The organism is Bradyrhizobium sp. USDA 326 (assembly GCF_049739485.1).
Classification (GTDB): domain Bacteria; phylum Pseudomonadota; class Alphaproteobacteria; order Rhizobiales; family Xanthobacteraceae; genus Bradyrhizobium.
On record NZ_JBMGQA010000001.1, the window covers coordinates 3,897,565 to 3,918,699 of the forward strand.

The window sequence follows — 21,135 nt, forward strand, 5'->3', positions numbered from 1 at the left end:
TAGGCCGGAAGTACCCGACTGACTGCTAGTCTAAGACGGCGCGTTTGACCCTGGCTGTGTGAAAACACTGTGCCGCTGTTATGATTCTCTCGTGATTCTGCGAGGGAATTGATGAAGCGCTTCGTTGAAGAGGCGGATCGTGGGCAATGGACGCTATTGCCGGAACGCCTCGATGATTTCATTGACGAGCGCAACCCCGTTCGCGTGATCGACGTATTTGTCGATGCGCTCGATTTGGTTGAGATGGGCTTTGAGGGGGAGCCGGCGGCAACGGGTCGACCGTCGTACCACCCCCTCGGTTCTTCTGAAGCTTTACATCCTTGCACGCATCGATCTTGCTGAGACTACGAACCCAACAGAGTTACCTGGTTCAGGGACCATGGCTGCATTGGGCACCCATCGTCTTCCTGAACGCCATACGCGAAGCTGCCCTTGGCACTGCTTTATGACGAGTCGCGCAAGGTGAGCACGAGGTCGGCCAAGCGATTACTGCTGGCCTTGTTTCGAAGGGCCAGTCTGGCTGCCAGAACCAGTCGTCTGTTCACTCCCCGGTTGGCCCGGGGGATGCGCAGAGGCGCCCGGCTTGTCTTGGTCGGCAACGTATCCGGACGCGCCTGAATTGCGTGTCTTGGTCCCTTTATCCGCGTCGCGCTGCATCTGCTCGTTGGGCTCGCTCGTCTTGAGCCCTTTGTCTACGTCAGTGCGCATCTCGTCCTTGGTTTGCTCACTAGGCGCGGCTTGCTGTTGCGCTGTTGCCTGGAAGGCAATTGCGCTTGCGGCAACTACAATCATCGCGAGAGTTACGGTTCGCATGCTTCTTCTCCAATGCGGTGCCCTATCCCGCTCAACGCGCCACTTTTCCCAACGTTCGTGGTCACGATCGCTATTTTCAAAAGGGCTGGCGATCAGACAAGGATTGGCTCGGGACCTGCCTGACCTAACGACTAAACGTCCGCTTTTGGCTCGAGCCGGACTCAAGGCGAGTTACGCCAACGCGCTGCGATCGGGGGCGGAGCAGACCTCGAACGACGAGCAGCGCAAGCTAGACGGTCGGCTGACGTTCTCGCCGCGTCCAGGTGGCCCGCTCGGCGAACACCTGGCTGACCTCCGCCATGTGCTCGGTGCCCCACGTGCAGAGTGGCACGAGAGCTTGGGCGAGGCTCTGGCCCAAAGGCGTGAGGCTATAGTCCACCCGCGGCGGCACCTCCTTGTAGTCGGTCCGCTTCACGAGACCGTCGGCCTCCAGCTCCTTGAGTTGCTGGATCAGCACCTTGTCGCTGACGTCGCGGATGGCGCGCCGGAGCTCGCCGTAGCGGGTCGGGCCGTCCTGGGCGAGGAAGTAGAGGATCAGCGGCTTCCACTTGCCGGCGACGACCCGCAGCGTCGCATCCAGGCCGCAGGTGAAGCCGGGCAACGTCGGCGTGCAGGTCTGGACGTCTGCTTGAGCCTGCGCCGGCGGGGAGATGGGGTCCGAACGATCTGATGACATTTTTTGGGTACTTACCAAAAGGTGCATACTTGTCGATAGGTGGGTAGGCCGCCAGCTCAGTGCAACCCTAGTGAAGGAGCACATCATGAGCAGACTACAAGGCAAGACGGCGGTGGTGACCGGCGGCGGCACGGGCATCGGATTTGGCGCGGCGAAACGGTTCGTCGACGAAGGCGCGTTCGTCTATCTGTTCGGACGGCGGCAGGAGCCGCTCGACGCCGCCGTGGCGAAGCTCGGATCCTCGGCGCGAGCCGTCAGGGGCTCGGTGACGGATCTGGCCGACCTCGACCGGCTGTATGAGACGGTGAAGGCGGAACGGGGCGGGCTCGACATTCTGTTCGCCAACGCTGGGACCGGGTTGTTTGCCCCGCTCGGCGAGATCACGGTCGAGCACTACGATCATATCTTCGACGTCAATGTGAAAGGGCTGGTGTTCACGGTGCAGAAAGCCCTGCCGCTGATGCGGAGGGGATCGTCGATCATCCTGACGGGATCGAGCACGGGCGTGATGGGGACGCCGCAATTCAGCATCTACAGCGCGACCAAGGCCGCGATCCGCAATCTGGCGCGCAGCTGGGCGCTGGACCTGCGCGGCACGGGCATCCGCGTCAATGTGCTGTCGCCGGGGCCGACCAAGACTGAGCTGGCGCTGGAGGTCGTGGGCGAGGAAGCATTTGATGCACTCGGCAGCTCAACCCCCATCGGGCGCGTAGGCGATCCGAGCGAGACCGGCGCCGTGGCCGCGTTCCTGGCGTCCTCGGACAGCAGCTTCATGACGGGCGGCGAGGTCTTCGTCGATGGAGGCCTGGCGCAGGTCTGAGTGAGCATGAGGGCTTCGGTCGCTCGATCGAAGCCCTCGATGCTCCTTCGAAGGCGTGAGGAGTGAGACGCGCTGCGCGCGCCTCGACGGAACGCCCGAAAGTGTCCACGATGTCTCCGAACACCTGTCCACCATGTCCCCGGTCTGAACACCCACAAGGGGAGGGAACGGAGAGGGGCGCTACTGTCCGAGTTCGATCCGACGTCAGCCTATCGCGCTCAGATCCCCAGCAGCTTTCTCGCGTTCGCCTTCAGCACCTTCGGCCGGATCTCGTCGCGGATGTCGATCTTGGCGAAGTCGGAGAGCCAGCGGTCCGGTGTGATCACCGGCCAGTCCGAGCCGAACAGCATCTTGTCCTGCAGGATCGAGTTGATGTAGCGCACCAGGATCGGCGGGAAATATTTCGGCGACCAGCCCGAAAGGTCGATATAGACGTTCGGCTTGTGGGTCGCGACCGACAGCGCCTCCTCCTGCCAGGGGAAGGAGGGGTGGGCGAGGATGATCTTGAGGTCGGGGAAATCGGCCGCGACGTCGTCCATGTACATCGGGTTGGAATATTTCAGCCGCATGCCCATGCCGCCGGGCATGCCCGAGCCGACGCCGGTCTGGCCGGTGTGAAACAGCGCGATCGCACCGCCATTGTTGATCTCTTCATAGAGCGGATAGGCCATGCGGTCGTTGGCGTAGAAGCCCTGCATGGTCGGGTGGAATTTGAAGCCGCGCACGCCGTATTCCTCGATCAGCTTGCGCGCCTCGCGCGCGCCGAGCTTGCCCTTGTGCGGGTCGATCGAGACGAAGGGGATGAGGACGTCGAGATGCTCGGAGGCGACTTCCAGCATCTCGTAATTGTTGTAGCGGCGGAAGCCGGTCTCGCGCTCGGCGTCGACCGGGAAGATGACGGCAGCGATGTTCTTGGAGCGGTAGTAGGCCGCGGTCTCCGGTACGGTCGGCGGGTGCTTGTTCGGCGACTTGAAGTACTCGGCCATCTGCGCCTGGAAATCGTCATAGCCATCGTCGGGATGGCAGCCGCAGGGCTCCTCGGCATGGGTGTGGATGTCGATCGCGACGACATTGTCGATATCAGGCAGCTTCAGTTTCGGCATGGGTTTCCTCCCGACGGGTTGCCGAATTGATTATATGATATAACGAAATTGGCAAGGCGCTGCCGCAAGTGACCGGTCGGGCGGATCGGGCCGATCCGGCCGCTTCTACTGTGCATGGGGTTGTTCTCACGATTTTGCTGCCCGGAACGGGGCGGTTAACATTGACATCACCGCCCGCCATGCCTTAAGAACCGCCCCGTCCCGGGCGGTCGGTCCGCCAGCGGGAAGAATCTCATTTCGCCACATTCGCGCGTGCCGAAACGGTAGTGCCGAACACGGCCTTTCGAACGTTCAGGATTCTGCCATGAAGGTCCGTAACTCGCTGAAATCGCTGCGCGGTCGCCATCGCGCCAACCGCCTGGTCCGCCGCAAGGGCCGGGTCTATGTGATCAACAAGGTGCAGCGCCGCTTCAAGGCACGGCAGGGCTGATCTCGCCCGGCCGGACGCCTTCGCGCGCCCCGCAAGATCACGGCTCACACGAGTTTGACGCCGCCTTTGCTTTGCAAGGGCGGCTTTGCGCGTTTAGACTTTCATCATGGCAGACAGATTCCCCTTTGCGCGCATCCTCGGTCTGGCCCTCGTGCTGGGAGCCGCCGGCCCGGCTCCGGCCTTGGCGCAGCAGATTGAGCCTCCGGCCAAACAGAAGAAGCTGCCCGAAGCGCCGGCCAAGCTGCCCAAGGTCGATCGCAGCAAAAATCTCGATTTCCTGTTCGGCGCACTGAAGGCCGCTCCCGACGAGGTCAGCGCCAAGCATGTCGAGGCGCGGATCTGGGCGATCTGGCTCCAGACCCCGAGCGACACCGCGGCGCTTCTGATGTCGCGCGCCAAGACCGCCGTCGATGCGAAAAAGATCGATGTCGCGATCAAGCTGCTGGATTCGGTCATCAAGCTCAGGCCCGATTACATCGAGGCTTGGAATCGGCGGGCGACGCTCTATTACATGCAGAACGACTATGGCCGCTCTCTCGCGGATATCCAGCAAGTGCTGATCCGGGAGCCGCGCCATTTCGGCGCGCTCGCCGGGCTCGGCATGATCATGCAGGAGGTCGGCGACGAGAAGCGCGCGCTTGATGCCTATCGCAAGGCGCTCGCCGTCAATCCGCACCTCGAAAAGATACCCGATCAGGTCAAGGCGCTGACAGAGAAAGTCGAAGGTCGCGACATCTAGGCGTGAGCCGCAAAGGGTGTGCAGCGGTTGATCGTGCTCAAGCCAATAGGGACAAGTTGATCAATTGCCGAGCGGTTGCGGCGTGTCCGGATTAACCACGATCCGAAGCGGGGCGTCGCGAGGGCTATTGCGGGACCTGCTGCAGGCCTACCTGAATGGCAGGAGCGAAAGCCATGAAGCGTTTGGTACTCGCAGCCATATTGCTGCTCGCGTCGGGGGCGGTGAGCTTCGCCGACGGACTGTTCTGGGTGGTCGGCAACCGCGCCACCGGAAAATGCAACATCGTGACCAGCAATCCCGTGATCATCGGCGATATCTGGTTCGGTGACGGTCCCTACAAGTCCATGGCCGATGCCAAGCTTGCCCGTTCGACGATCCGCGCCTGTCCCGCTGTCACGCCCGAGGATGAGAAAGCGGAAGGCGGTCCGAACTAGACTGCGCTCAATGCAGGACGCTGCTGCCGCGCTCGACGAGGCCGCGGTCGGCGGCTGCGGCGTAAGCCTTTGCAAGCTCGGTCTCGAGATGCTCGTTGATCAGGAGCAGCGCCCGCACGGCACCGCGCAGGTCGCCGTTGCAGCTCGCGACGATCTCGTCGATCGCAGTATCGTTCGATCTGAAGCTCATTGAAATTCTCCGGTTCAAACCAGGACAAATCCTGCCGGCCTTTCCCGCATCGCGTGAGATTGCGAGAAGGATCGGCACCCACCCGCGCCTAGATGGCGGAACCGACCATGGCGATTATATGGAAGCCGTGATGACGGCCGCATGAAGCTGTCCCGGGGGCTTGTGCGTGCAGCAGAAGATCCTTGATTTCATTGAATTTTCCGTTCTGCAATTATGCACATATCCACAGCCCCTGGATTATCAGTGGAAGCTCGCCAGGCCGACGGCGAAACTGCCGCCCGATCAGACCCGTAACTGCCCTGTGCCCAGGATCACCCGGATTCTCCCCATGATCGTAATGTCAGTCGTGACGGCGCTGGTTCTGCTGGCGCTGGTCACGCAGGCGGGAATCGTCGCCGTGCAACGCACCTTTCCACCGCAGGGCCGGATGGTCGAGGTCGACGGCGCGACCCTTCATGTCGTCGACATCGGCCCACGCGATTCGGGTCTTCCGATCGTGATGCTGCACGGCGCGAGCTCCAATCTCGAAGCGATGCGGCGGCCGCTCGGCGACATCCTCGCCGGAGACCGTCGCGTGATTCTGATCGACCGCCCGGGCCATGGCTGGAGCCACCGTGCGCGGCGGCAGGATTCGACGCCGCAAATCCAGGCGCGGATGATCGATGAGGCGCTTCATAAGCTCGGAATCGATCGCGCGGTTTTCGTGGTGCATTCCTGGAGCGGCGCACTCGGCGCGCGAATCGCGCTCGATCATCCGCACCGCGTTGCCGGTCTCGTCATGCTCGCGCCCGTCACTCATCCCTGGCGCGGCGGCGTCGGCCGCTACAACGAGATCATCGCAACGCCCGTGATCGGTCCGCTGCTCGCCTACACCATCACGCTGCCACTCGGTTACGCCCTCGCTGAATCCGGCGCGCGCAACGTCTTCCTGCCGCAGATCATGCCGGATGGTTTCGTCAAGGACTCCGCGACGCCGTTGCTGTTGCGTCCGCGCGAGTTCATCGCCAACGCCCATGATCTGGTGACGCTGAAGGAAGCGGTGGCCGCGCAAGTCGCGCGCTATGGCGAGATAAAGGCGCCGGTCACGATCATCGCCGGCGAGCCCGACAAGACTGTGAAGACCGACATCCACGCACGCCCCTTTGCCGCGACCGTGCGGAATGCGAAGCTGATCGTGCTGCCCGACCTCGGCCACATGGTGCAGAATGCCGTGCCGGATCTCGTGAAGGCGGAGATCGAGACGATGATCGGCAGGATCGTCCCGGCGCAGGCGGCCGCCGATTAAGGCGCTCTCATGCGAAGTGGATACCACTTCGCACGATGAAAACGCGTCAGCTCCGGCGGCCGCCTCTTGCGCGCCTACTGCTTGATCTTCCCGTCCTTGTCGTATTGGGCGAGGAAGGCCCAGAGATTGTTGATCTCGGTCTCGTTCTTGATGCCGGCGAACGCCATCTTGGTGCCGGGAATCTTGGCCTTGGGGTCCTTGATGTATTCCTTGAACGTGGCCTCATCCCAGGTGATGCCGGAATTCTTGTTCGCGTCCGAATAATTGTAGTCCGGCGCGGTTCCCGACTTGCGGCCGTTGAGGCCGTTGAGCTCGGGGCCCACCTTGTTCTTGGCGCCTTCGCCGATCGCGTGGCAGGCCAGGCATTTGTTGAACGACGTCTTGCCGGCCGCTACATCCTGCGCCATCGCGGCGGGTGCGGTGGCAATCACGGTGAGGATCGTCAGTGCGCCAAAAGTCAGTTTTGTCATCGGGTGCTCTTCGTCTCTTCCCTGGTGGGTCTGGTCAGTCTCTTGCCTGATCGACAATCGCCGGCCCGCCGCTTTTGGCAGGCCTGCTCGGCTTGGACAAGCCATCAAACCATGACAGGTTTCACGATTTCCTACTTGTCCCAGAGCGAACTCGCGGAACACCGTCGATCCGACTTTCGGATGGCCTACACAAACAGGCGTGGACGTGATTGATTTGCCGCGACAAATTGATCTTGGGTTACGAGCCGGAAGGATATGTCATGGCCATCATGATGCCTGCGAGCGACCAGGCGGTGCTCGCGCGCCGCGCGGAGATCATTGCTGCGTTGCGCGCAATCGTGCCCGGCGAGGGCGTGATCGACAGTGCAGCCGAGATGCGGGCGTATGAATCCGACGGGCTGACCGCCTACCGGCAGCCGCCGATGGTCGTGGTGCTACCCGACACGACGGAGCAGGTCTCGCTGGTCCTGAAATATTGTGCTGCACAAGGCATCAAGGTCGTGCCGCGCGGCTCCGGCACCTCGCTGTCCGGCGGCGCACTGCCGCTCGAAGACGGCGTGCTGCTGGGGCTCGGCAAGTTCAAGCGCATTCGCGAGATCGATTTCGACAACCGCGTCGTCGTCACCGAGCCCGGCGTCACCAACCTTGCGATCAGCCAGGCGGTCGCGCATGCCGGCTTCTATTATGCGCCCGATCCGTCCTCCCAGATCGCCTGCTCGATCGGCGGCAATGTCGCCGAGAATTCCGGCGGCGTGCACTGTCTCAAATACGGCATGACCACCAACAACGTGCTCGGTTGCGAGATCGTGCTGATGAGCGGCGAGATCCTGCGCATCGGCGGCAAGTCGGCGGAAAATTCCGGCTACGACCTGATGGGCGTCATTACCGGTTCCGAGGGCCTGCTCGGCGTCATCACCGAGATCACGGTGCGCATCCTGCAAAAGCCGGAGACGGCGCGCGCGCTGATGGTCGGCTTTGCGCAAGTCGAGGCGGCCGGCGAATGCGTGGCGCGCATCATCGGCGCGGGGATCATTCCGGGCGGCATGGAGATGATGGACAAGCCCGCGATCCACGCCGCGGAGGCCTTCGTCCATGCCGGCTATCCGCTCGACGTAGAGGCACTGCTGATCATCGAGCTCGACGGGCCCAAGATCGAGGTCGACGAGCTGATCACGCGCGTCGAGACCATCGCCAATGCCTGCGGCTCGACCAATTGCCAGATCTCGACCTCGGAGGCCGAGCGCAATCTGTTCTGGGCCGGCCGCAAGGCCGCGTTTCCGGCCGTCGGCCGCATCTCGCCCGACTATCTCTGCATGGACGGCACGATCCCGCGCGGCGCGCTGCCGAAGGCGCTCGCCCGCATCCGCGAGCTCTCGGAAAAATATCAGCTCGGCTGCGCCAACGTGTTCCACGCCGGCGACGGCAATCTGCATCCGCTGATCCTCTACGATGCCAACAAGCCCGGCGAGATCGAGCGCGCCGAAGCGTTCGGCGCCGACATCCTGCGCGCCTGCGTGGAGTTCGGCGGCGTGCTCACCGGCGAGCACGGCGTCGGCATCGAGAAGCGCGACCTGATGCCCGACATGTTCAGCGAGATCGACCTCAACCAGCAGCAGCGGCTGAAATGCGCCTTCGATTCGCAGGGCCTGCTCAATCCCGGAAAGGTGTTTCCGACCCTGCACCGCTGCGCCGAGCTCGGCCGCATGCATGTACATGCCGGCAAGCTGGCGTTCCCGGATTTGCCGCGGTTCTAGCGACGCGACGAACGAATTGCTTTCCCTTGTAAACTTCGATACCGGCTCAGTGGTGGATACGCTCAAGGTCAGAGACGCCAAAGACGTCGAAGAGGTGGTGCGCGCGGCGATTGCGAGCGAGCAGCCGCTCGAGATCATCGGCCATGGCAGCAAGCGCAGCATTGGCCATGCGATGGCAACCAACGCCGTGCTCGACGTTTCCGCGCTGAGTGCCGTCACCTCCTACGAGCCGAACGAGCTGATCGTGACGCTCCAGGCCGGAGCGCCGCTCGCCGACGTGCTGTCGCTGATCGATGCCAAGAACCAGCAATTCGCCTTCGAGCCCGTCAACACCGCCCCGCTGCTCGGCACGCCCGTATCAGGCACCATCGGCGGCATGATCGCGGCCGGGCTCGCCGGGCCGCGGCGCATCCGGGCGGGCGGGGCGCGTGATCATCTGCTCGGTGCGCACGCCGTCTCGGGCTTCGGCGACAGCTTCAAGACCGGCGGCAAGGTGGTGAAGAACGTCACCGGCTACGACCTCTGCAAGCTGCTCGCCGGGTCCTGGGGCACGCTGTCGGTGATGACGGAGGTCACGCTCAAGGTGATGCCGAAGCCGGAGGCCGAGCGGACGCTGTTGCTGCGCGGGTTAGAGGATGCTGCCGCCAACAAGGCCATGACCGCCGCGCTGGGCTCGCCCTTCGACGTCTCCGGCGCCGCGCATCTGCCGAAATCGGAACTCCGGGCCAAGGTCGAGGGGCTTGGCGACATTGCCGGCCAAGGCGAGGCGCTGACCATGCTGCGGCTCGAGGGCATCACGGCCTCCGCCGCGCACCGCGCCGGATCGCTGCGCGAATTGCTGGCGCCGTTCGGAACTTCGACGCTGGTCGAGGATGGGGCCTCCGCGGCGCTGTGGGCCGCGATCCGCGACGTGGTGCCATTTGCGGCCGGCGGCGCGCTCGGCGCCTGGCCGGTGTGGCGGATCGTCTGTCCGCCGGCCTCGGGCGCGGCACTCGGCGTCCAATTGGCGCGCGAGACGGGGGGCGACTTGATCTACGATTGGGGCGGCGGACTGATCTGGGCGGCATTGCCGCCGAAATCAGACGCGCATGCCCCGCTCGTGCGCACGCGCGCCAATGCGGTTGGGGGACACGCCACGCTGATCCGGGCGGCCGAGGATGTCAGGCGCATGGTCGACGTGTTCCAGCCGCAGGCGCCCGGGATCGCCGCCCTCAGCGAGCGGGTACGTGCCAGCTTCGATCCGAAGACCATTCTCAACCGGGGACGGCTGACGCGAGGCGCTGCGTCATGAAGACCGAATTCTCGCTCGCGCAACTCGCCGACCCCGACATCGCGGAAGCCGACAAGATCCTGCGGGCCTGCGTCCATTGCGGCTTCTGCACCGCGACCTGTCCGACCTATGTGCTGCTCGGCGACGAGCTCGACAGCCCGCGCGGGCGCATCTACCTGATCAAGGAGATGCTGGAGAAGGACCAGGCGCCGACGGCCGAGGTGGTCAAGCATGTCGACCGCTGCCTGTCCTGCCTTGCCTGCATGACGACCTGCCCCTCGGGCGTGAACTACATGCACCTCGTCGACCAGGCCAGGGTCCGGATCGAGCAGCGCTATCAGCGGCCTTTGGCCGAGCGGCTGCTGCGCCAGGTGCTGGCCTTCGTGCTGCCGGACCCGCAGCGCTTCCGCATCAGCATGTGGCTGGCGCGGCTGGCGCGTCCGCTGGGCGTCTTGCTGCCGACGCCCCGGCCTTCGGCGACGCCCGGATTGATCCAGCGCATTAAGGCGATGCTGGCGCTGGCCCCGAACCAATTGCCGCCGGCAGGGCCTGCTGCGGGCAGCGTATTCGCGGCGCTCGGCAAGAAGCGCGGACGTGTGGCGCTCCTCCAGGGCTGCGCCCAGCAGGTGCTGGCGCCGCGCATCAACCAGGCCGCCATCAGTCTCCTCACCCGCCACGGCATCGAGGTGGTCCTGGTCCGGGACGAGCAGTGCTGTGGCGCGCTGACCCATCACCTTGGCAACGACCAGGATGCGTTGGCGCGAGCTCGCGCCAACGTCGCGGCGTGGTGCAAGGAAGCCGCCGGAGAGGGGCTCGACGCGATCCTGGTGACGACGTCCGGCTGCGGCACGGTCATCAAGGACTATGGCTATCTCCTGCGCGAGGACTCCGCGTTCGCGGCCGATGCGGCGAAGGTGTCGGCGCTCGCCAAGGATATCACCGAATACGTCGCCGGCCTCGACCTCGCGACGACCGCGAGACAGGACGACATCGTCGTCGCCTATCACTCCGCATGTTCGTTGCAGCACGGGCAGAAAATCACGGGCCTTCCGAAAGAATTGCTTTCCAAGAATGGATTCGTGGTGAAAGATGTGCCCGAGAGCCATTTGTGTTGCGGTTCGGCGGGGACCTACAACATTCTCCAGCCCGAGCTTGCGGGCCGGTTGCGCGATCGCAAGGTCGCCAACATCGCAAGCGTCAAGCCGGACATGATTGCCGCGGGCAATATCGGCTGCATGGTGCAGATTGCCAGTGGCACGTCAGTTCCGGTCGTACACACGATTGAGCTTCTCGATTGGGCTACGGGCGGGGCGCGGCCGACATCGAACGCACAAGCTTGAGCTTTCAAGGGCTCGAGCTTTCGTCCGAAGGTGACGGCAGAACGACGCCCGATCGACCATTGTTCGGCGGCAACAGGAGGACCACGATGGCGAAAGCGAAGAAGAAGAAAAGCAAGAAGGCCAAAAAAGCGAAGAAGGCCGTAGCAGCGAAGAAGAAGACCGCAAAGAAGGTAGCCAAGAAGGCAGCCAAGAAGACTGCAAAGAAAGCTGCGAAGAAGTCTGCCAAGAAGGCAGCTCCGAAGAAGGCTGCCAAGAAGAAGGCTGCGGCGAAGTCGGCCAAGAAGGCCGCACCCAAGAAGGCCGCGAAGAAAGCGGCACCGAAGAAGGCGAAGGCAGCTCCTGCTCCGAAGCCATCGGCCCCGGCGGAAGCTCCGGCTCCCGAGCCTGCCTCCGAGACAAGCTGGGCGATGCCTTCGTCTTCTGCGGAACCCGCGCCGGCAGAGGGGCAGGGGTAAGCCCGGCCGCTCCTTGGCTCTTGAAGCGATCTGCAATCAGAAGGGCCGCGGCGCCGGGCGCTGCGGCCTTTTTGCATCGTCGCAAGCTGATTCAGTGTCAGCCGTTTGCCGCGCCTGTCTAATTCGTGGCCTGGGCGTCACCCAGCCGAAGACCCCCGGACTTACACGGGCCTCCTGTGCACTTTGGAAAGAGAAAAATGTGGTCGGGAAGCCACACAGGCCAACAACCTTTCGTGAATTGGTCGAAACGCCTAAAAAGTCGGCAGATGCCCGCGCTTTTTGCTTCACGGTTCCTATCCGCCAATCCAGATTGTCGCAGTGATGTAATTTGCAATCAGGTCGGGCGCCCCGGGGGCTTCCGGAATCCGACTGGGGTCTAAGAATTGGTGATGGGGATCGAAATGAAAAAAGCGGTTTTGTTGGCAACGGCGCTGGCAATGGTAACGGGTTCGGCTTTCGCGGCAGACTTGCGCGTGAAGGCGCTGAAGGCCCCGCCGCCCCCGGCCTTCGATCCATGGGATGTCGCTTTCGGCGCCGGCATCATGAGCGATTACATCTTCCGCGGCATTACCCAGTCGAACCACAACCCGTCGGTCACGGCCTATTTCGAGCCGCGCTACAACGTCAACAAGGACCTCCAGCTCTATATCGGTACGTCCGCCTCGAGCATCTCGTTCCCGAACCGGGCGGCGGCAGAAGTCGACATCTACGGCGGTATCCGCCCGACCTTCGGCATGTTCGCCTTCGACTTCGGTGTCTGGGGCTACCTCTATCCGGGCGGAAGCTGCTTCGGCTCGCAGGGCACCCTTGCGCAGGGCAATTGCGGTAGCAGCCTCGACAACTCCCAGGGCGCGATCGGCCTTCCGATCAACGGCAACTTCGCCAAGAAGGACGCGAGCTTCTTCGAAGCCTATGCCAAGCTGAACGTCGCCATCAACGACCAGTGGACGGTCGGCTTCAACGAGTACTATTCGCCGAACTTCCTGAACCTCGGCGCCTGGGGCAACTACGCCTCGGTCACGGCCAAGTGGACTGCGCCGAGCACGACCTTCGGTGCCAGCGGCGTCGGCATGTATGTGTCGGGTGAGTTCGGCCGCCAGTGGCTCGGCACCTCCGACATCTTCTACGGCATCGCAGGCGATCCGGTGTACGCGAACGGCATCAAGGAGCCGAGCTACAACACCTGGAACGTCGGCGTCGGCTTCACCTACAAGGTGTTCACGCTCGATCTGCGCTACTACGACACCGATCTGTCGAAGGGTGACTGCAACGCCTTCACCAGCGACTTCTCCGCCACCAACTCGAGCCCCGGCTTCGTTACCCCGATCAACGGTGGCGCGAACGCAACCACGGCTTTCGGCTCCAACTGGTGTAGCGCTGCTGGCGTCGCCAAGCTCTCTGTCGACCTGACGGCGATGACCAACCTGAAGTAAGTTTCTTTCCGAGACGACTTAGGCAAGGGCGGCAGGACAACCTGCCGCCCTTTTGCTTTGGGGTCGGAGGTGAAGCAGGGACGGCCTTGGGGGAGGAGCCGGCCAAGAGATTACAAAGCTGCGTCTGCGGCTCGAAATGCGAGGCGGGAGAGCGGCGCCGCTGCCTCACATTGCGCCGTCGCGCAGCGAAGCAATCCAGCGTCTTTCTGCCGAGACAGTCTGGATTGCTTCGTCGCAAGAGCTCCTCGCAATGACGAGGCCCGAGTTGGGCGTCCCTTAGACCAGAAGCCGCCCATCCGGTTCTTTCGACGCGACGGCCGGCGAGGGAGGCCTTGCGCCTCAGCGCGCCACGGTCGGCTCTGCTGCAGCCCGTTCGCCGCCGAGGACGTGAATGGCACCGTCCTTCACCAGCGCCACCTTGCGCGTGTGGAAGGCGTCGAGCGTCGAGCGGTGGCCGATCGAGACGATGGTGGCCTGCGGCAGCTTCTCCACCAGCAGGCGGTAGAGCCGAGCCTCCGACGGCTCGTCCAGCGAGGCAGTCGCCTCGTCCAGGAACAGATAGTCCGGGACATGCAACAGCGCGCGGGCGAGCCCGAGGCGCTGCTGCTCGCCGAGCGAGAGCGTCCGGTTCCAGTGGCCGTCCTCGTCGAGCCGCCCGGCGAGGTCGGGCAGGCCAACGGCGCTCACCGCATCGCGAACTTGCGCGGCCGCGAATGCACCTGGCGCTGCCGGATAGACAACGGCATCGTGCAACATGCCGACCGGAAAATAGGGCCGCTGCGGCAGCATCATCAGCTTTGCCTTCTCGGGGATGACAACCGTGCCGGTACCGAATGGCCAAATGCCGGCGATGGCCCGGAACAGCGTGGACTTGCCGGAGCCCGACGGTCCGGTCACCAACACGCGCTCCGACGTCTCGATGGTGAACGCCTTGGCGGCAACCAGCGGGGTGCCGTTGGGCAGGTTCACGCAGATCTGCTCGAGGTCGATACTGCGGCCGCCGGTAACCTCCAGCGCGATGGCAGGCTCATGTGCCGGCAGATTCGCGGCTGACTCGACGGACATCTCGAAGCCATCGAGGCGCGCAACGATCGAGCGCCACTCCGCCAGAGACCGGTAAGCCGTGACGAAGAACGACAGCGCGCCCTGTACGCTGGAGAAGGCGGATGCGGTCTGCATCATGTCACCGAGCTGGATCTTCTTGGCGAAGAAGGCCGGCGCCACCAGCACGTACGGAAAGATCACTGCGGCCTGCTGATAGCTGGCCGTGAACGCGGTGAGGCGCTTGGTCCGGCTCATGATGGCGTACCAGTTGGCGATCACGAAGCCGAAGCGGTCGAGCAGGCGGGTCCGTTCGGCGCTTTCACCCCTAAGTAGCGCGATCTGCTCGGAATTTTCGCGGACGCGGACGAGGTTAAAGCGGAAGTCGGCTTCGTAGCGTTGCTGCTCGAAATTGAGGTTGACCAGCGGTGCGCCGATCCAGTGCGTCAGAGCGGTGCCGAAGATCGCGTAGATCAGCGCGCCCCAGCACAGATAGCCGGGGATCATGAGATCGGTGCCGAACAGGCGTAGTGGCGCGGCATTGGAAAGGCCCCAAAGGATGATGACGAAAGAGAACAGCGTCACGATCGACGAGAGCAGGCCAAGCCCGATGATCAGGGTCTGCTCGACGAAATTCTTGACGTCCTCGGTGATGCGCTGGTCCGGGTTGTCGGCCGCGTCGCCCTTGAGCTGCATGCGATAATGCGTGGCGCTCCGGAGCCATTCGCCGAGATAGTGCCGGGTGAGCCATTGCCGCCAGCGAATCTGGAGCCACTGGTTCAGGTAGAGCTTGTAGACAGCCAGTGCGATATAGGTGAACGCGAGCGCGAGGAAGATCCAGATCTCCCTCACGAAGCTGTCCCAGTCGCTGTTCTGCAGCGCGCTATAGAACCGGTTCTGCCACTGGTTCACCAGCACGTCGATCGCGACCAGCGCGAGCTCCATCGCGACGACGGCGGCGAGCAGGCCCCGGCCCGCCCATTTGTCCTCCGACCGAAAATAAGGAGCGGCGATTCGCCAGACGATCGCGAGCGTGGCGCTGATGTTCTTCACAGAGCTGGGTCTCCTCGGGGGATGTGCACAAACGCCCAGAGCCAAGACTTGCGGCAATGGCGGAGACGGGCGCGGGTTAGACTAAAGTCGCAGGATCTGCAATTTGCGTTGGATTGTCGCAGCCCGCAACCCTAGCATGGCGCTCGACGGCGCGGGGCAGGTGCTTCGGGGTTTCGCGAGCTTGTGAGCGGGTGGGAACCACCACATTCGCGAGGACGTCGCGTCCGGCTCGGGAGGTCTCACTTCGAGCGTCAAGCAGGATCGGCTCTCCACGCGGGCCGCCTGCCGCAAACATGCGTGGGGAGAAAGAGCATGTGGAATCAAATCTACGATCCGCTGAACAGCCCGGTGCTGTCGACCATCGCGGCGGCGGTGCCCGTCGTCACGCTGCTGGTCCTGATCGCGAGCGGTCGCGTCCAGGCGCATATCGCGGCCGTTATCGCCGTGATCGTGACCAACCTGATCACGATCTTCGTTTTCACCATGCCCGCGAACATGTCGATCCGCGCCTCGGTGCTGGGCATCGTCACCGGGTTCTTCCCCATCGGCTGGATCGTCCTCAACGTCATCTTCCTCTACCAGGTGACGGTGAGCACCGGCCGCTTCGAATTGCTCAAGCGTGCCATCGGCGGCGTCACCGAGGACCGGCGGCTGCAATTGCTGCTGATCGCGTTCTCGTTCGGGGCGTTCTTCGAGGGCGCCTCCGGCTTCGGCACGCCCGTCGCGATCACCGGCGCAGTGCTGATCGGGCTCGGCTTCTCGCCGCTCGCAGCCTCCGGCCTGTCGCTGATCGCCAACACCGCGCCGGTCGCCTATGGCGCGCTGGGCACACCGATCCAGGGCCTCGCTTCGGTCACTGGCTTCGATCCCTACATCCTGGGCGCGATGGTCGGCCGGCAATTGCCGTTCTTCTCGCTGATCGTGCCATTCTGGGTGGTGTGGGCGTTCGCCGGATGGAAAGGCATGAAGGACGTCTGGCCGGCGATCCTCGTCACCGGCATATCGTTTGCCGTCCCGCAGTTCGTGATTTCGAACTACATCAATCCCTGGATCGTCGACATCGGCGCGTCGCTGATCTCGATGGGGGCGCTGATCCTGTTTCTGAAGGTGTGGCAACCGAAGCAGCTTTGGCTGTCGCCGGCGCTGCGGGGCCACGATGAATCGGCCTCGACCATGACGGCGGCAAGACCGCTCGACAAGACGCCGCTGACGCAGGCCGAGCTCTTCAATGCGCTTCTTCCCTGGATCATCGTCTGCATCGTGATGCTGATCTGGGGCAATGGCGCCTTCAAGGGCTGGGCGAACTCGATCTTCGTCTGGAACTATCCCGTGCCCGAGCTGCACCAGATGATCAACAAGATGCCGCCGGTCGCTCCAGGGCCGACGAAAGAGGCTGCAGTGTTCAGCTTCACATACCTGTCGTTCACCGGCACAGGCATGCTGCTTGCGGCGATCATCTCCGGCGTCCTGATGGGCGTCGCTCCCGGCCGGCTTGTGGCCGAGTATGGCCGCACCATCCGGCTCTGCGCGATCTCGCTGATCACGATCTCGGCGATGCTGGCGATCGGCACGCTCACCCGGCTGTCCGGCGTCGACGCAACGCTGGGACTCGCCTTTGCCGCGACCGGTGTGCTCTATCCCTTCTTCGGCACGCTGCTCGGCTGGCTCGGCGTGGCGCTGACGGGATCGGATACGTCGTCCAATATCCTGTTCGGCAACCTCCAGAAGATTACCTCCGAGCAGCTCGGCCTGTCGCCGATCCTGATGGCCGCGGCGAACTCCTCCGGCGGCGTGATGGGCAAGATGATCGACGCCCAGTCGATCGTGGTCGCCTCCACCGCCACCAACTGGTACGGGCATGAGGGCACCATCCTGCGCTTCGTGTTCTGGCACTCCATCGTGCTGGCGTGCCTCGTCGGCGTGCTCGTGACGTTGCAGGCCTATGTCTGGCCGTTCACGGCGATGGTTCTGAAGTAGCCGGCAGCGCTTCGCTTCGACGCAAATCCCCGCGAGGTCCGCCCTCGCGGGGATTTTTGCATCTGGACCAACCTTCTCAATGATGCCGCCGTCTTATAGAAGGTGCCGCAAATCAGGTCGGTCGAGAGGTCTCATGGTTTCGCTCAAGCGATTGATGTGTGCGGCGGTTGCAATGATCGCGATCTCCACGCTCGCGCGTGCCGAGGACGGTTTCCCGTTCGGCACCGAGATGACGCTGGAAGCATTGCCGCAAGCAGGCTCGAAGCGGATTCCGAACATCGAGATCGGCGACCATGGCGAGGTCGTGCTGGAGCTCTGGTGCAAGGGCGGCAAGGGCCAGTTCTCGGTCGCCGGCAACACCGTGATCTTCGTCCCCGGCCAGATCCAGGACCGTTCCTGCCCGGCGGCGAAGGCGCAGGCCGACGACGAACTCGTGGCCGCGCTCGGCAGCGTCGAGACCTGGAAGCGCCAGGGCGACGTGCTGACGCTGATCGGCCCCAAGCCGCTGCGCTTCAGGACGACTGGGAATTAGGTCTCTCGAACGTTGCTCTCGTGTCCCGGACAAGGCGCGTCGCGCAAGCGAGGCGCCGCAGAGCGGGACCCAGCTTCCTATCCGCGACTTCGCTTGTAGCCCCTGGGCCCCGGCTCTGCAGCGCATCACATCGGACCATGCTTTGCATCGCCGGGAGTGCTGCGCTGCGTCCGGGGCACGTGAGGCCTACTTCCACACCGATTTATCCGCGTCCCAGCGCTGGCCCTTCAGCTCGGTGGCGAGCGCCTCGATCGCCCCGTTGTCGTCAGGCAGATCGCCTTCTTCGTCCAGGCTCGCATCGTCGGACAGGTTGAGCCTGGCACCGCTGCTCTCGTCGGCGGTCGTGGTCGCGGGGCTGCCGATCCAGAGCATGAGCTTGTCGGTGGCGCCCGGCTTGTCGGGCGATATGAGCCCCGCGACCTCGATCGTGTCGGTGAGCTCGAGCGTCGGAAAATCCTGATTCGGCCGCTTGAACACCAGCTTGAGCTTGCCGGTCGCGGGGTTGAAGTCTTGCGAGACCGGCTTTGCCGCGAACGTCCTGCCCAGCACGCTTGCTACCGCAGTCGCAAGCTTGCCCTTGTTGATCTTGTCACCCTCGCGCCAGTCTGCCGCGGGGAAGCGGATGGTGCGGTCCATCTCGATCATGCCCGCGGTCCAGCCTGCGGCCGTGACGCCGGGCATCGCCTTGATCTTCGACAGCAGCGCTCCCGCGCGCTCGGGATCGACCGACATGTTGATGGTCTGCTCGCCTGCGCGCAGTGCGTCGCAGCCGACGGTGAGGCTCGCCAGCGTCACCTCGACCTCCTGGCCCTTCAGGCTCTTCAGGAAGTCGGTTGCAGCGTCGAGCTTGACCTTGACTGCAATTGCTTCCGGCGAGACGTCGGTGAAATCCTTCGGCTGCGGCGTGATGCCGTCGTCTGAGGTCTGGCTATCCAGAAATTCCTTCTCGCTGAGATCGGAATTGTCGGGGGAGGTGACCTCGGTCACCGCCTGGCCGATCGCGATCTGGCCGCGAAACTCGAACGTGTCGCCGGACTGTTTGCGCAGCAGCTTGACGCTGACCGGCGACTTGTTGCCAAGGCTCTGCGTCGTTCCCGTCAGCGTCTGGCCGGCGATCTGGAGATTGACGACGAAGCGGTCCTTGCGGTCGGAGTTCTTCGCGATCGGGTAGCAGACGTCGAGCACCGCCGCGGTGACCGTCCTGCCCTGGCGCGTCTCCTTCAGGATCACGTCGGCATTGCCGTCCATCAGCCCGTCGATCGACGTGAAATAGCGCGTCTCGGGTCCGCCCGGCACTGTCGCCTTCGGCGACAGCTTCATCTGGGCGGAGGCGAACTCGGGCGAGACGGCGAGCAGAGCCGCCAGAAGGGCAGTCGAACAAACCAGAAGCGCGCGCATCGACGAAGACCTCGGGCAACGGGCATGATCCGGAAAAGTGTGAAGCGGTTTTCCGAGGAGATCATGCCCAAACAGTTAGAATCGGCGCCACCGTAGTGGTTTTTGGCTGGCGGTTGAATTGGAAAGCGAAAGAGGCAGGGTCGGCAAAAAAGAAGGCCGCCCGGAGGCGGCCTTCGCAATACTGCGATGGAACGGAGGCTTAGAAGCCGCCCATGCCGCCGCCGGCCGGCATGGCCGGCGGAGCTTCCTTCTTCGGCAGCTCGGCGACCATGGCCTCGGTGGTCACCAGCAGGCCGGCCACGGAGGAGGCGTCCTGGAGCGCGGTGCGCACCACCTTGGCGGGGTCGATGATGCCCTTCTCGACCATGTCGACATAGTCCTCGTTCTGGGCGTCGAAGCCGAAGGTCTCGGACTTGTTCTCCAGGATCTTGCCGACGACGATCGAGCCTTCCACGCCCGCGTTCTCGGAGATCTGGCGGATCGGGGCTTCCAGTGCCTTCAGCACGATGTTGATGCCGGCCTGGACGTCGTCGTTGGCGTTGGTGAGACGGCCCACCGCCTTCTTGGCGCGGAGCAGCGCGACGCCGCCGCCGGGGACGATGCCCTCCTGCACCGCAGCGCGGGTGGCGTTCAGCGCGTCCTCGACGCGGTCCTTCTTCTCCTTGACCTCGATCTCGGTGGCGCCGCCGACGCGGATCACCGCGACGCCGCCGGCGAGCTTGGCCAGGCGCTCCTGGAGCTTCTCACGGTCGTAATCCGAGGTGGTCTCCTCGATCTGGGCCTTGATCTGGCCGACGCGCGCCTCGATCTCGGGCTTCTTGCCGGCGCCCTTGACGATCGTGGTGTTCTCCTTGTCGATCACCACCTTGCCCGCGCGTCCCAGCATCTTCACCGTGACGTTCTCGAGCTTGATGCCGAGTTCCTCGGAGATCAGCTGGCCGCCGGTCAGGATGGCGATATCCTCCAGCATGGCCTTGCGGCGGTCGCCGAAGCCCGGCGCCTTCACGGCGGCAACCTTGAGGCCGCCACGCAGGCGGTTGACGACCAGGGTGGCCAGCGCCTCGCCCTCGACGTCCTCGGCGATGATGACGAGCGGCTTGCCCGACTGCACCACGGCTTCCAGCACCGGCAGCATGGCCTGCAGGCCCGAGAGCTTCTTCTCGTGCAGGAGGATGTAGGCGTCCTCGAGCTCGGCGGTCATCTTCTCGGCGTTGGTGACGAAGTAGGGGCTGAGATAGCCGCGGTCGAACTTCATGCCCTCGACGATGTCCACCTCGGTGTCGAGCGACTTGTTTTCCTCGACGGTGATGACGCCCTCGTTGCCGACCTTCTGCATCGCCTGAGCGATCATCTTGCCGATGGCGGCATCGCCATTGGCCGAGATGGTGCCGACCTGGGCGACCTCGGAGGAGGCGGCGACCGGCTTGGCGCGCTTTTCGATGTCCTTGACGACGGCGGCGACCGCGGTGTCGATGCCGCGCTTGAGATCCATCGGGTTCATGCCGGCGGCAACCGCCTTGGCGCCTTCGCGCACGATGGCCTGGGCCAGCACGGTCGCGGTGGTGGTGCCGTCGCCGGCGAGGTCGTTGGTCTTGGAGGCGACCTCACGCACCATCTGGGCGCCCATGTTCTCGAACTTGTCCTCGAGCTCGATCTCCTTGGCGACGGTGACGCCGTCCTTGGTGATGCGGGGCGCGCCGAACGACTTCTCGATGACGACGTTGCGGCCCTTCGGGCCGAGCGTCACCTTGACGGCGTTGGCGAGAATGTCGACGCCGCGCAGCATGCGATCGCGCGCGTCTCCGGAAAACTTGACGTCTTTGGCAGCCATGGTCTGCAGTCCCTCGTGTTTACGATGTGTCTTGTGCTGTGCTGGGTTGCGCTTTCTCCGTCATTGCCGGGCTTGACCCGGCAATCCATCA

Annotated in this window: 20 protein-coding genes and 1 pseudogene; 13 read left to right on the forward strand and 8 right to left on the reverse strand. The window is 63.9% G+C overall.

The genetic code is table 11. The features are described 5' to 3' along the window. Positions 1 to 111 precede the first annotated feature (111 nt). Positions 112 to 319 (forward strand): annotated as a pseudogene (locus tag ABIG06_RS18250) (IS5/IS1182 family transposase); the annotation flags it as partial. Positions 320 to 486: 167 nt separating this feature from the next. Here ABIG06_RS18250 and ABIG06_RS18255 read toward each other — a convergent pair. Continuing rightward, complete coding sequence (locus tag ABIG06_RS18255; RefSeq protein ID WP_370138017.1) at positions 487 to 813, reverse strand: hypothetical protein; 327 nt, start codon at positions 811 to 813, stop codon at positions 487 to 489. Positions 814 to 1,042: 229 nt separating this feature from the next. Further along, entirely contained in the window at positions 1,043 to 1,414 is a 372-nt protein-coding gene (locus tag ABIG06_RS18260; protein WP_370140870.1) for a winged helix-turn-helix transcriptional regulator, read from the reverse strand. Between the two features lie 160 nt (positions 1,415 to 1,574). On the opposite strand from ABIG06_RS18260, the gene ABIG06_RS18265 reads away from it, so the two are divergent. Further along, entirely contained in the window at positions 1,575 to 2,309 is a 735-nt protein-coding gene (locus tag ABIG06_RS18265; protein WP_199752227.1) for an SDR family NAD(P)-dependent oxidoreductase, read from the forward strand. Between the two features lie 218 nt (positions 2,310 to 2,527). On the opposite strand, the gene ABIG06_RS18270 is transcribed toward ABIG06_RS18265, so the two are convergent. Next, a complete protein-coding gene (locus tag ABIG06_RS18270) occupies positions 2,528 to 3,412 on the reverse strand; it encodes an amidohydrolase family protein (RefSeq protein WP_124163064.1) in 885 nt (294 codons plus the stop codon). A gap of 304 nt (positions 3,413 to 3,716) precedes the next feature. Between ABIG06_RS18270 and ykgO the strand changes: the two genes are divergently transcribed. From ykgO to ABIG06_RS18285, 3 genes are all read left to right on the forward strand, one after another. Next, on the forward strand, positions 3,717 to 3,842 hold the full coding sequence (gene ykgO / locus ABIG06_RS18275) for a type B 50S ribosomal protein L36 (RefSeq protein WP_006611362.1): 126 nt from the start codon (positions 3,717 to 3,719) through the stop codon (positions 3,840 to 3,842). A gap of 106 nt (positions 3,843 to 3,948) precedes the next feature. Beyond that, positions 3,949 to 4,581, forward strand: a complete 633-nt coding sequence (locus ABIG06_RS18280) for a tetratricopeptide repeat protein (RefSeq protein WP_124163063.1) — start codon at positions 3,949 to 3,951, stop codon at positions 4,579 to 4,581. 173 nt (positions 4,582 to 4,754) lie between these two features. Further along, a complete protein-coding gene (locus ABIG06_RS18285; protein WP_124163062.1) occupies positions 4,755 to 5,015 on the forward strand; it encodes a hypothetical protein in 261 nt (86 codons plus the stop codon). Positions 5,016 to 5,022: 7 nt separating this feature from the next. Here the strand turns inward: ABIG06_RS18285 and ABIG06_RS18290 are convergent, their stop codons facing one another. Further along, complete coding sequence (locus ABIG06_RS18290; RefSeq protein WP_028180446.1) at positions 5,023 to 5,205, reverse strand: hypothetical protein; 183 nt, start codon at positions 5,203 to 5,205, stop codon at positions 5,023 to 5,025. A 328-nt stretch (positions 5,206 to 5,533) separates the two neighbouring features. On the opposite strand from ABIG06_RS18290, the gene ABIG06_RS18295 reads away from it, so the two are divergent. Beyond that, complete coding sequence (locus tag ABIG06_RS18295; RefSeq protein WP_370138020.1) at positions 5,534 to 6,490, forward strand: alpha/beta fold hydrolase; 957 nt, start codon at positions 5,534 to 5,536, stop codon at positions 6,488 to 6,490. Between the two features lie 74 nt (positions 6,491 to 6,564). On the opposite strand, the gene cycA is transcribed toward ABIG06_RS18295, so the two are convergent. Further along, positions 6,565 to 6,960, reverse strand: a complete 396-nt coding sequence (cycA, locus tag ABIG06_RS18300) for a cytochrome c-550 CycA (protein ID WP_028182288.1) — start codon at positions 6,958 to 6,960, stop codon at positions 6,565 to 6,567. Between the two features lie 260 nt (positions 6,961 to 7,220). Between cycA and ABIG06_RS18305 the strand changes: the two genes are divergently transcribed. From ABIG06_RS18305 to ABIG06_RS18325, 5 genes are all read left to right on the forward strand, one after another. After that, on the forward strand, positions 7,221 to 8,714 hold the full coding sequence (locus ABIG06_RS18305; protein WP_370138021.1) for an FAD-linked oxidase C-terminal domain-containing protein: 1,494 nt from the start codon (positions 7,221 to 7,223) through the stop codon (positions 8,712 to 8,714). A 52-nt stretch (positions 8,715 to 8,766) separates the two neighbouring features. After that, positions 8,767 to 10,005, forward strand: coding sequence for an FAD-binding protein (locus ABIG06_RS18310; RefSeq protein ID WP_124163113.1), 1,239 nt, complete (start codon positions 8,767 to 8,769; stop codon positions 10,003 to 10,005). After that, positions 10,002 to 11,324: a glycolate oxidase subunit GlcF gene (gene glcF / locus ABIG06_RS18315; RefSeq protein ID WP_370138024.1), complete on the forward strand. Its 1,323-nt coding sequence runs from the start codon at positions 10,002 to 10,004 to the stop codon at positions 11,322 to 11,324. The genes ABIG06_RS18310 and glcF overlap by 4 nt, the downstream gene beginning before the upstream one ends. A gap of 86 nt (positions 11,325 to 11,410) precedes the next feature. Next, on the forward strand, positions 11,411 to 11,779 hold the full coding sequence (locus ABIG06_RS18320; protein WP_124163058.1) for a histone: 369 nt from the start codon (positions 11,411 to 11,413) through the stop codon (positions 11,777 to 11,779). A gap of 401 nt (positions 11,780 to 12,180) precedes the next feature. Next, on the forward strand, positions 12,181 to 13,212 hold the full coding sequence (locus tag ABIG06_RS18325) for a TorF family putative porin (RefSeq protein WP_124163057.1): 1,032 nt from the start codon (positions 12,181 to 12,183) through the stop codon (positions 13,210 to 13,212). Positions 13,213 to 13,551: 339 nt separating this feature from the next. Here ABIG06_RS18325 and ABIG06_RS18330 read toward each other — a convergent pair whose 3' ends face one another. Then, positions 13,552 to 15,306, reverse strand: coding sequence for an ABC transporter ATP-binding protein/permease (locus ABIG06_RS18330; protein ID WP_370138025.1), 1,755 nt, complete (start codon positions 15,304 to 15,306; stop codon positions 13,552 to 13,554). Between the two features lie 312 nt (positions 15,307 to 15,618). On the opposite strand from ABIG06_RS18330, the gene ABIG06_RS18335 reads away from it, so the two are divergent. Next, a complete protein-coding gene (locus ABIG06_RS18335) occupies positions 15,619 to 17,283 on the forward strand; it encodes an L-lactate permease (RefSeq protein WP_370138027.1) in 1,665 nt (554 codons plus the stop codon). Between the two features lie 133 nt (positions 17,284 to 17,416). After that, positions 17,417 to 17,815 (forward strand): META domain-containing protein, encoded by a 399-nt coding sequence (locus ABIG06_RS18340; RefSeq protein WP_370138029.1) that lies wholly within the window; start codon positions 17,417 to 17,419, stop codon positions 17,813 to 17,815. A gap of 186 nt (positions 17,816 to 18,001) precedes the next feature. Here the strand turns inward: ABIG06_RS18340 and ABIG06_RS18345 are convergent, their stop codons facing one another. Together ABIG06_RS18345 and groL are read right to left on the reverse strand one after the other, a co-directional pair. Then, positions 18,002 to 19,213, reverse strand: coding sequence for a hypothetical protein (locus tag ABIG06_RS18345; RefSeq protein WP_370138031.1), 1,212 nt, complete (start codon positions 19,211 to 19,213; stop codon positions 18,002 to 18,004). A 199-nt stretch (positions 19,214 to 19,412) separates the two neighbouring features. Beyond that, positions 19,413 to 21,044, reverse strand: a complete 1,632-nt coding sequence (groL, locus tag ABIG06_RS18350) for a chaperonin GroEL (RefSeq protein ID WP_124163051.1) — start codon at positions 21,042 to 21,044, stop codon at positions 19,413 to 19,415. Positions 21,045 to 21,135: the final 91 nt, after the last annotated feature.

Coding starts and splice junctions, on each gene's coding strand:
- ABIG06_RS18320 (WP_124163058.1), top strand. CDS start 11,411: ATGGCGAAAGCGAAGAAGAAGAAAAGCAAGAAGGCCAAAAAAGCGAAG.
- ABIG06_RS18270 (WP_124163064.1), bottom strand. CDS start 3,412: ATGCCGAAACTGAAGCTGCCTGATATCGACAATGTCGTCGCGATCGAC.
- groL (WP_124163051.1), bottom strand. CDS start 21,044: ATGGCTGCCAAAGACGTCAAGTTTTCCGGAGACGCGCGCGATCGCATG.
- ABIG06_RS18255 (WP_370138017.1), bottom strand. CDS start 813: ATGCGAACCGTAACTCTCGCGATGATTGTAGTTGCCGCAAGCGCAATT.
- ABIG06_RS18280 (WP_124163063.1), top strand. CDS start 3,949: ATGGCAGACAGATTCCCCTTTGCGCGCATCCTCGGTCTGGCCCTCGTG.
- ABIG06_RS18325 (WP_124163057.1), top strand. CDS start 12,181: ATGAAAAAAGCGGTTTTGTTGGCAACGGCGCTGGCAATGGTAACGGGT.
- ABIG06_RS18335 (WP_370138027.1), top strand. CDS start 15,619: ATGTGGAATCAAATCTACGATCCGCTGAACAGCCCGGTGCTGTCGACC.
- ABIG06_RS18345 (WP_370138031.1), bottom strand. CDS start 19,213: ATGCGCGCGCTTCTGGTTTGTTCGACTGCCCTTCTGGCGGCTCTGCTC.
- ykgO (WP_006611362.1), top strand. CDS start 3,717: ATGAAGGTCCGTAACTCGCTGAAATCGCTGCGCGGTCGCCATCGCGCC.
- ABIG06_RS18295 (WP_370138020.1), top strand. CDS start 5,534: ATGATCGTAATGTCAGTCGTGACGGCGCTGGTTCTGCTGGCGCTGGTC.
- ABIG06_RS18265 (WP_199752227.1), top strand. CDS start 1,575: ATGAGCAGACTACAAGGCAAGACGGCGGTGGTGACCGGCGGCGGCACG.
- cycA (WP_028182288.1), bottom strand. CDS start 6,960: ATGACAAAACTGACTTTTGGCGCACTGACGATCCTCACCGTGATTGCC.
- ABIG06_RS18340 (WP_370138029.1), top strand. CDS start 17,417: ATGGTTTCGCTCAAGCGATTGATGTGTGCGGCGGTTGCAATGATCGCG.
- ABIG06_RS18305 (WP_370138021.1), top strand. CDS start 7,221: ATGGCCATCATGATGCCTGCGAGCGACCAGGCGGTGCTCGCGCGCCGC.
- ABIG06_RS18285 (WP_124163062.1), top strand. CDS start 4,755: ATGAAGCGTTTGGTACTCGCAGCCATATTGCTGCTCGCGTCGGGGGCG.
- glcF (WP_370138024.1), top strand. CDS start 10,002: ATGAAGACCGAATTCTCGCTCGCGCAACTCGCCGACCCCGACATCGCG.
- ABIG06_RS18290 (WP_028180446.1), bottom strand. CDS start 5,205: ATGAGCTTCAGATCGAACGATACTGCGATCGACGAGATCGTCGCGAGC.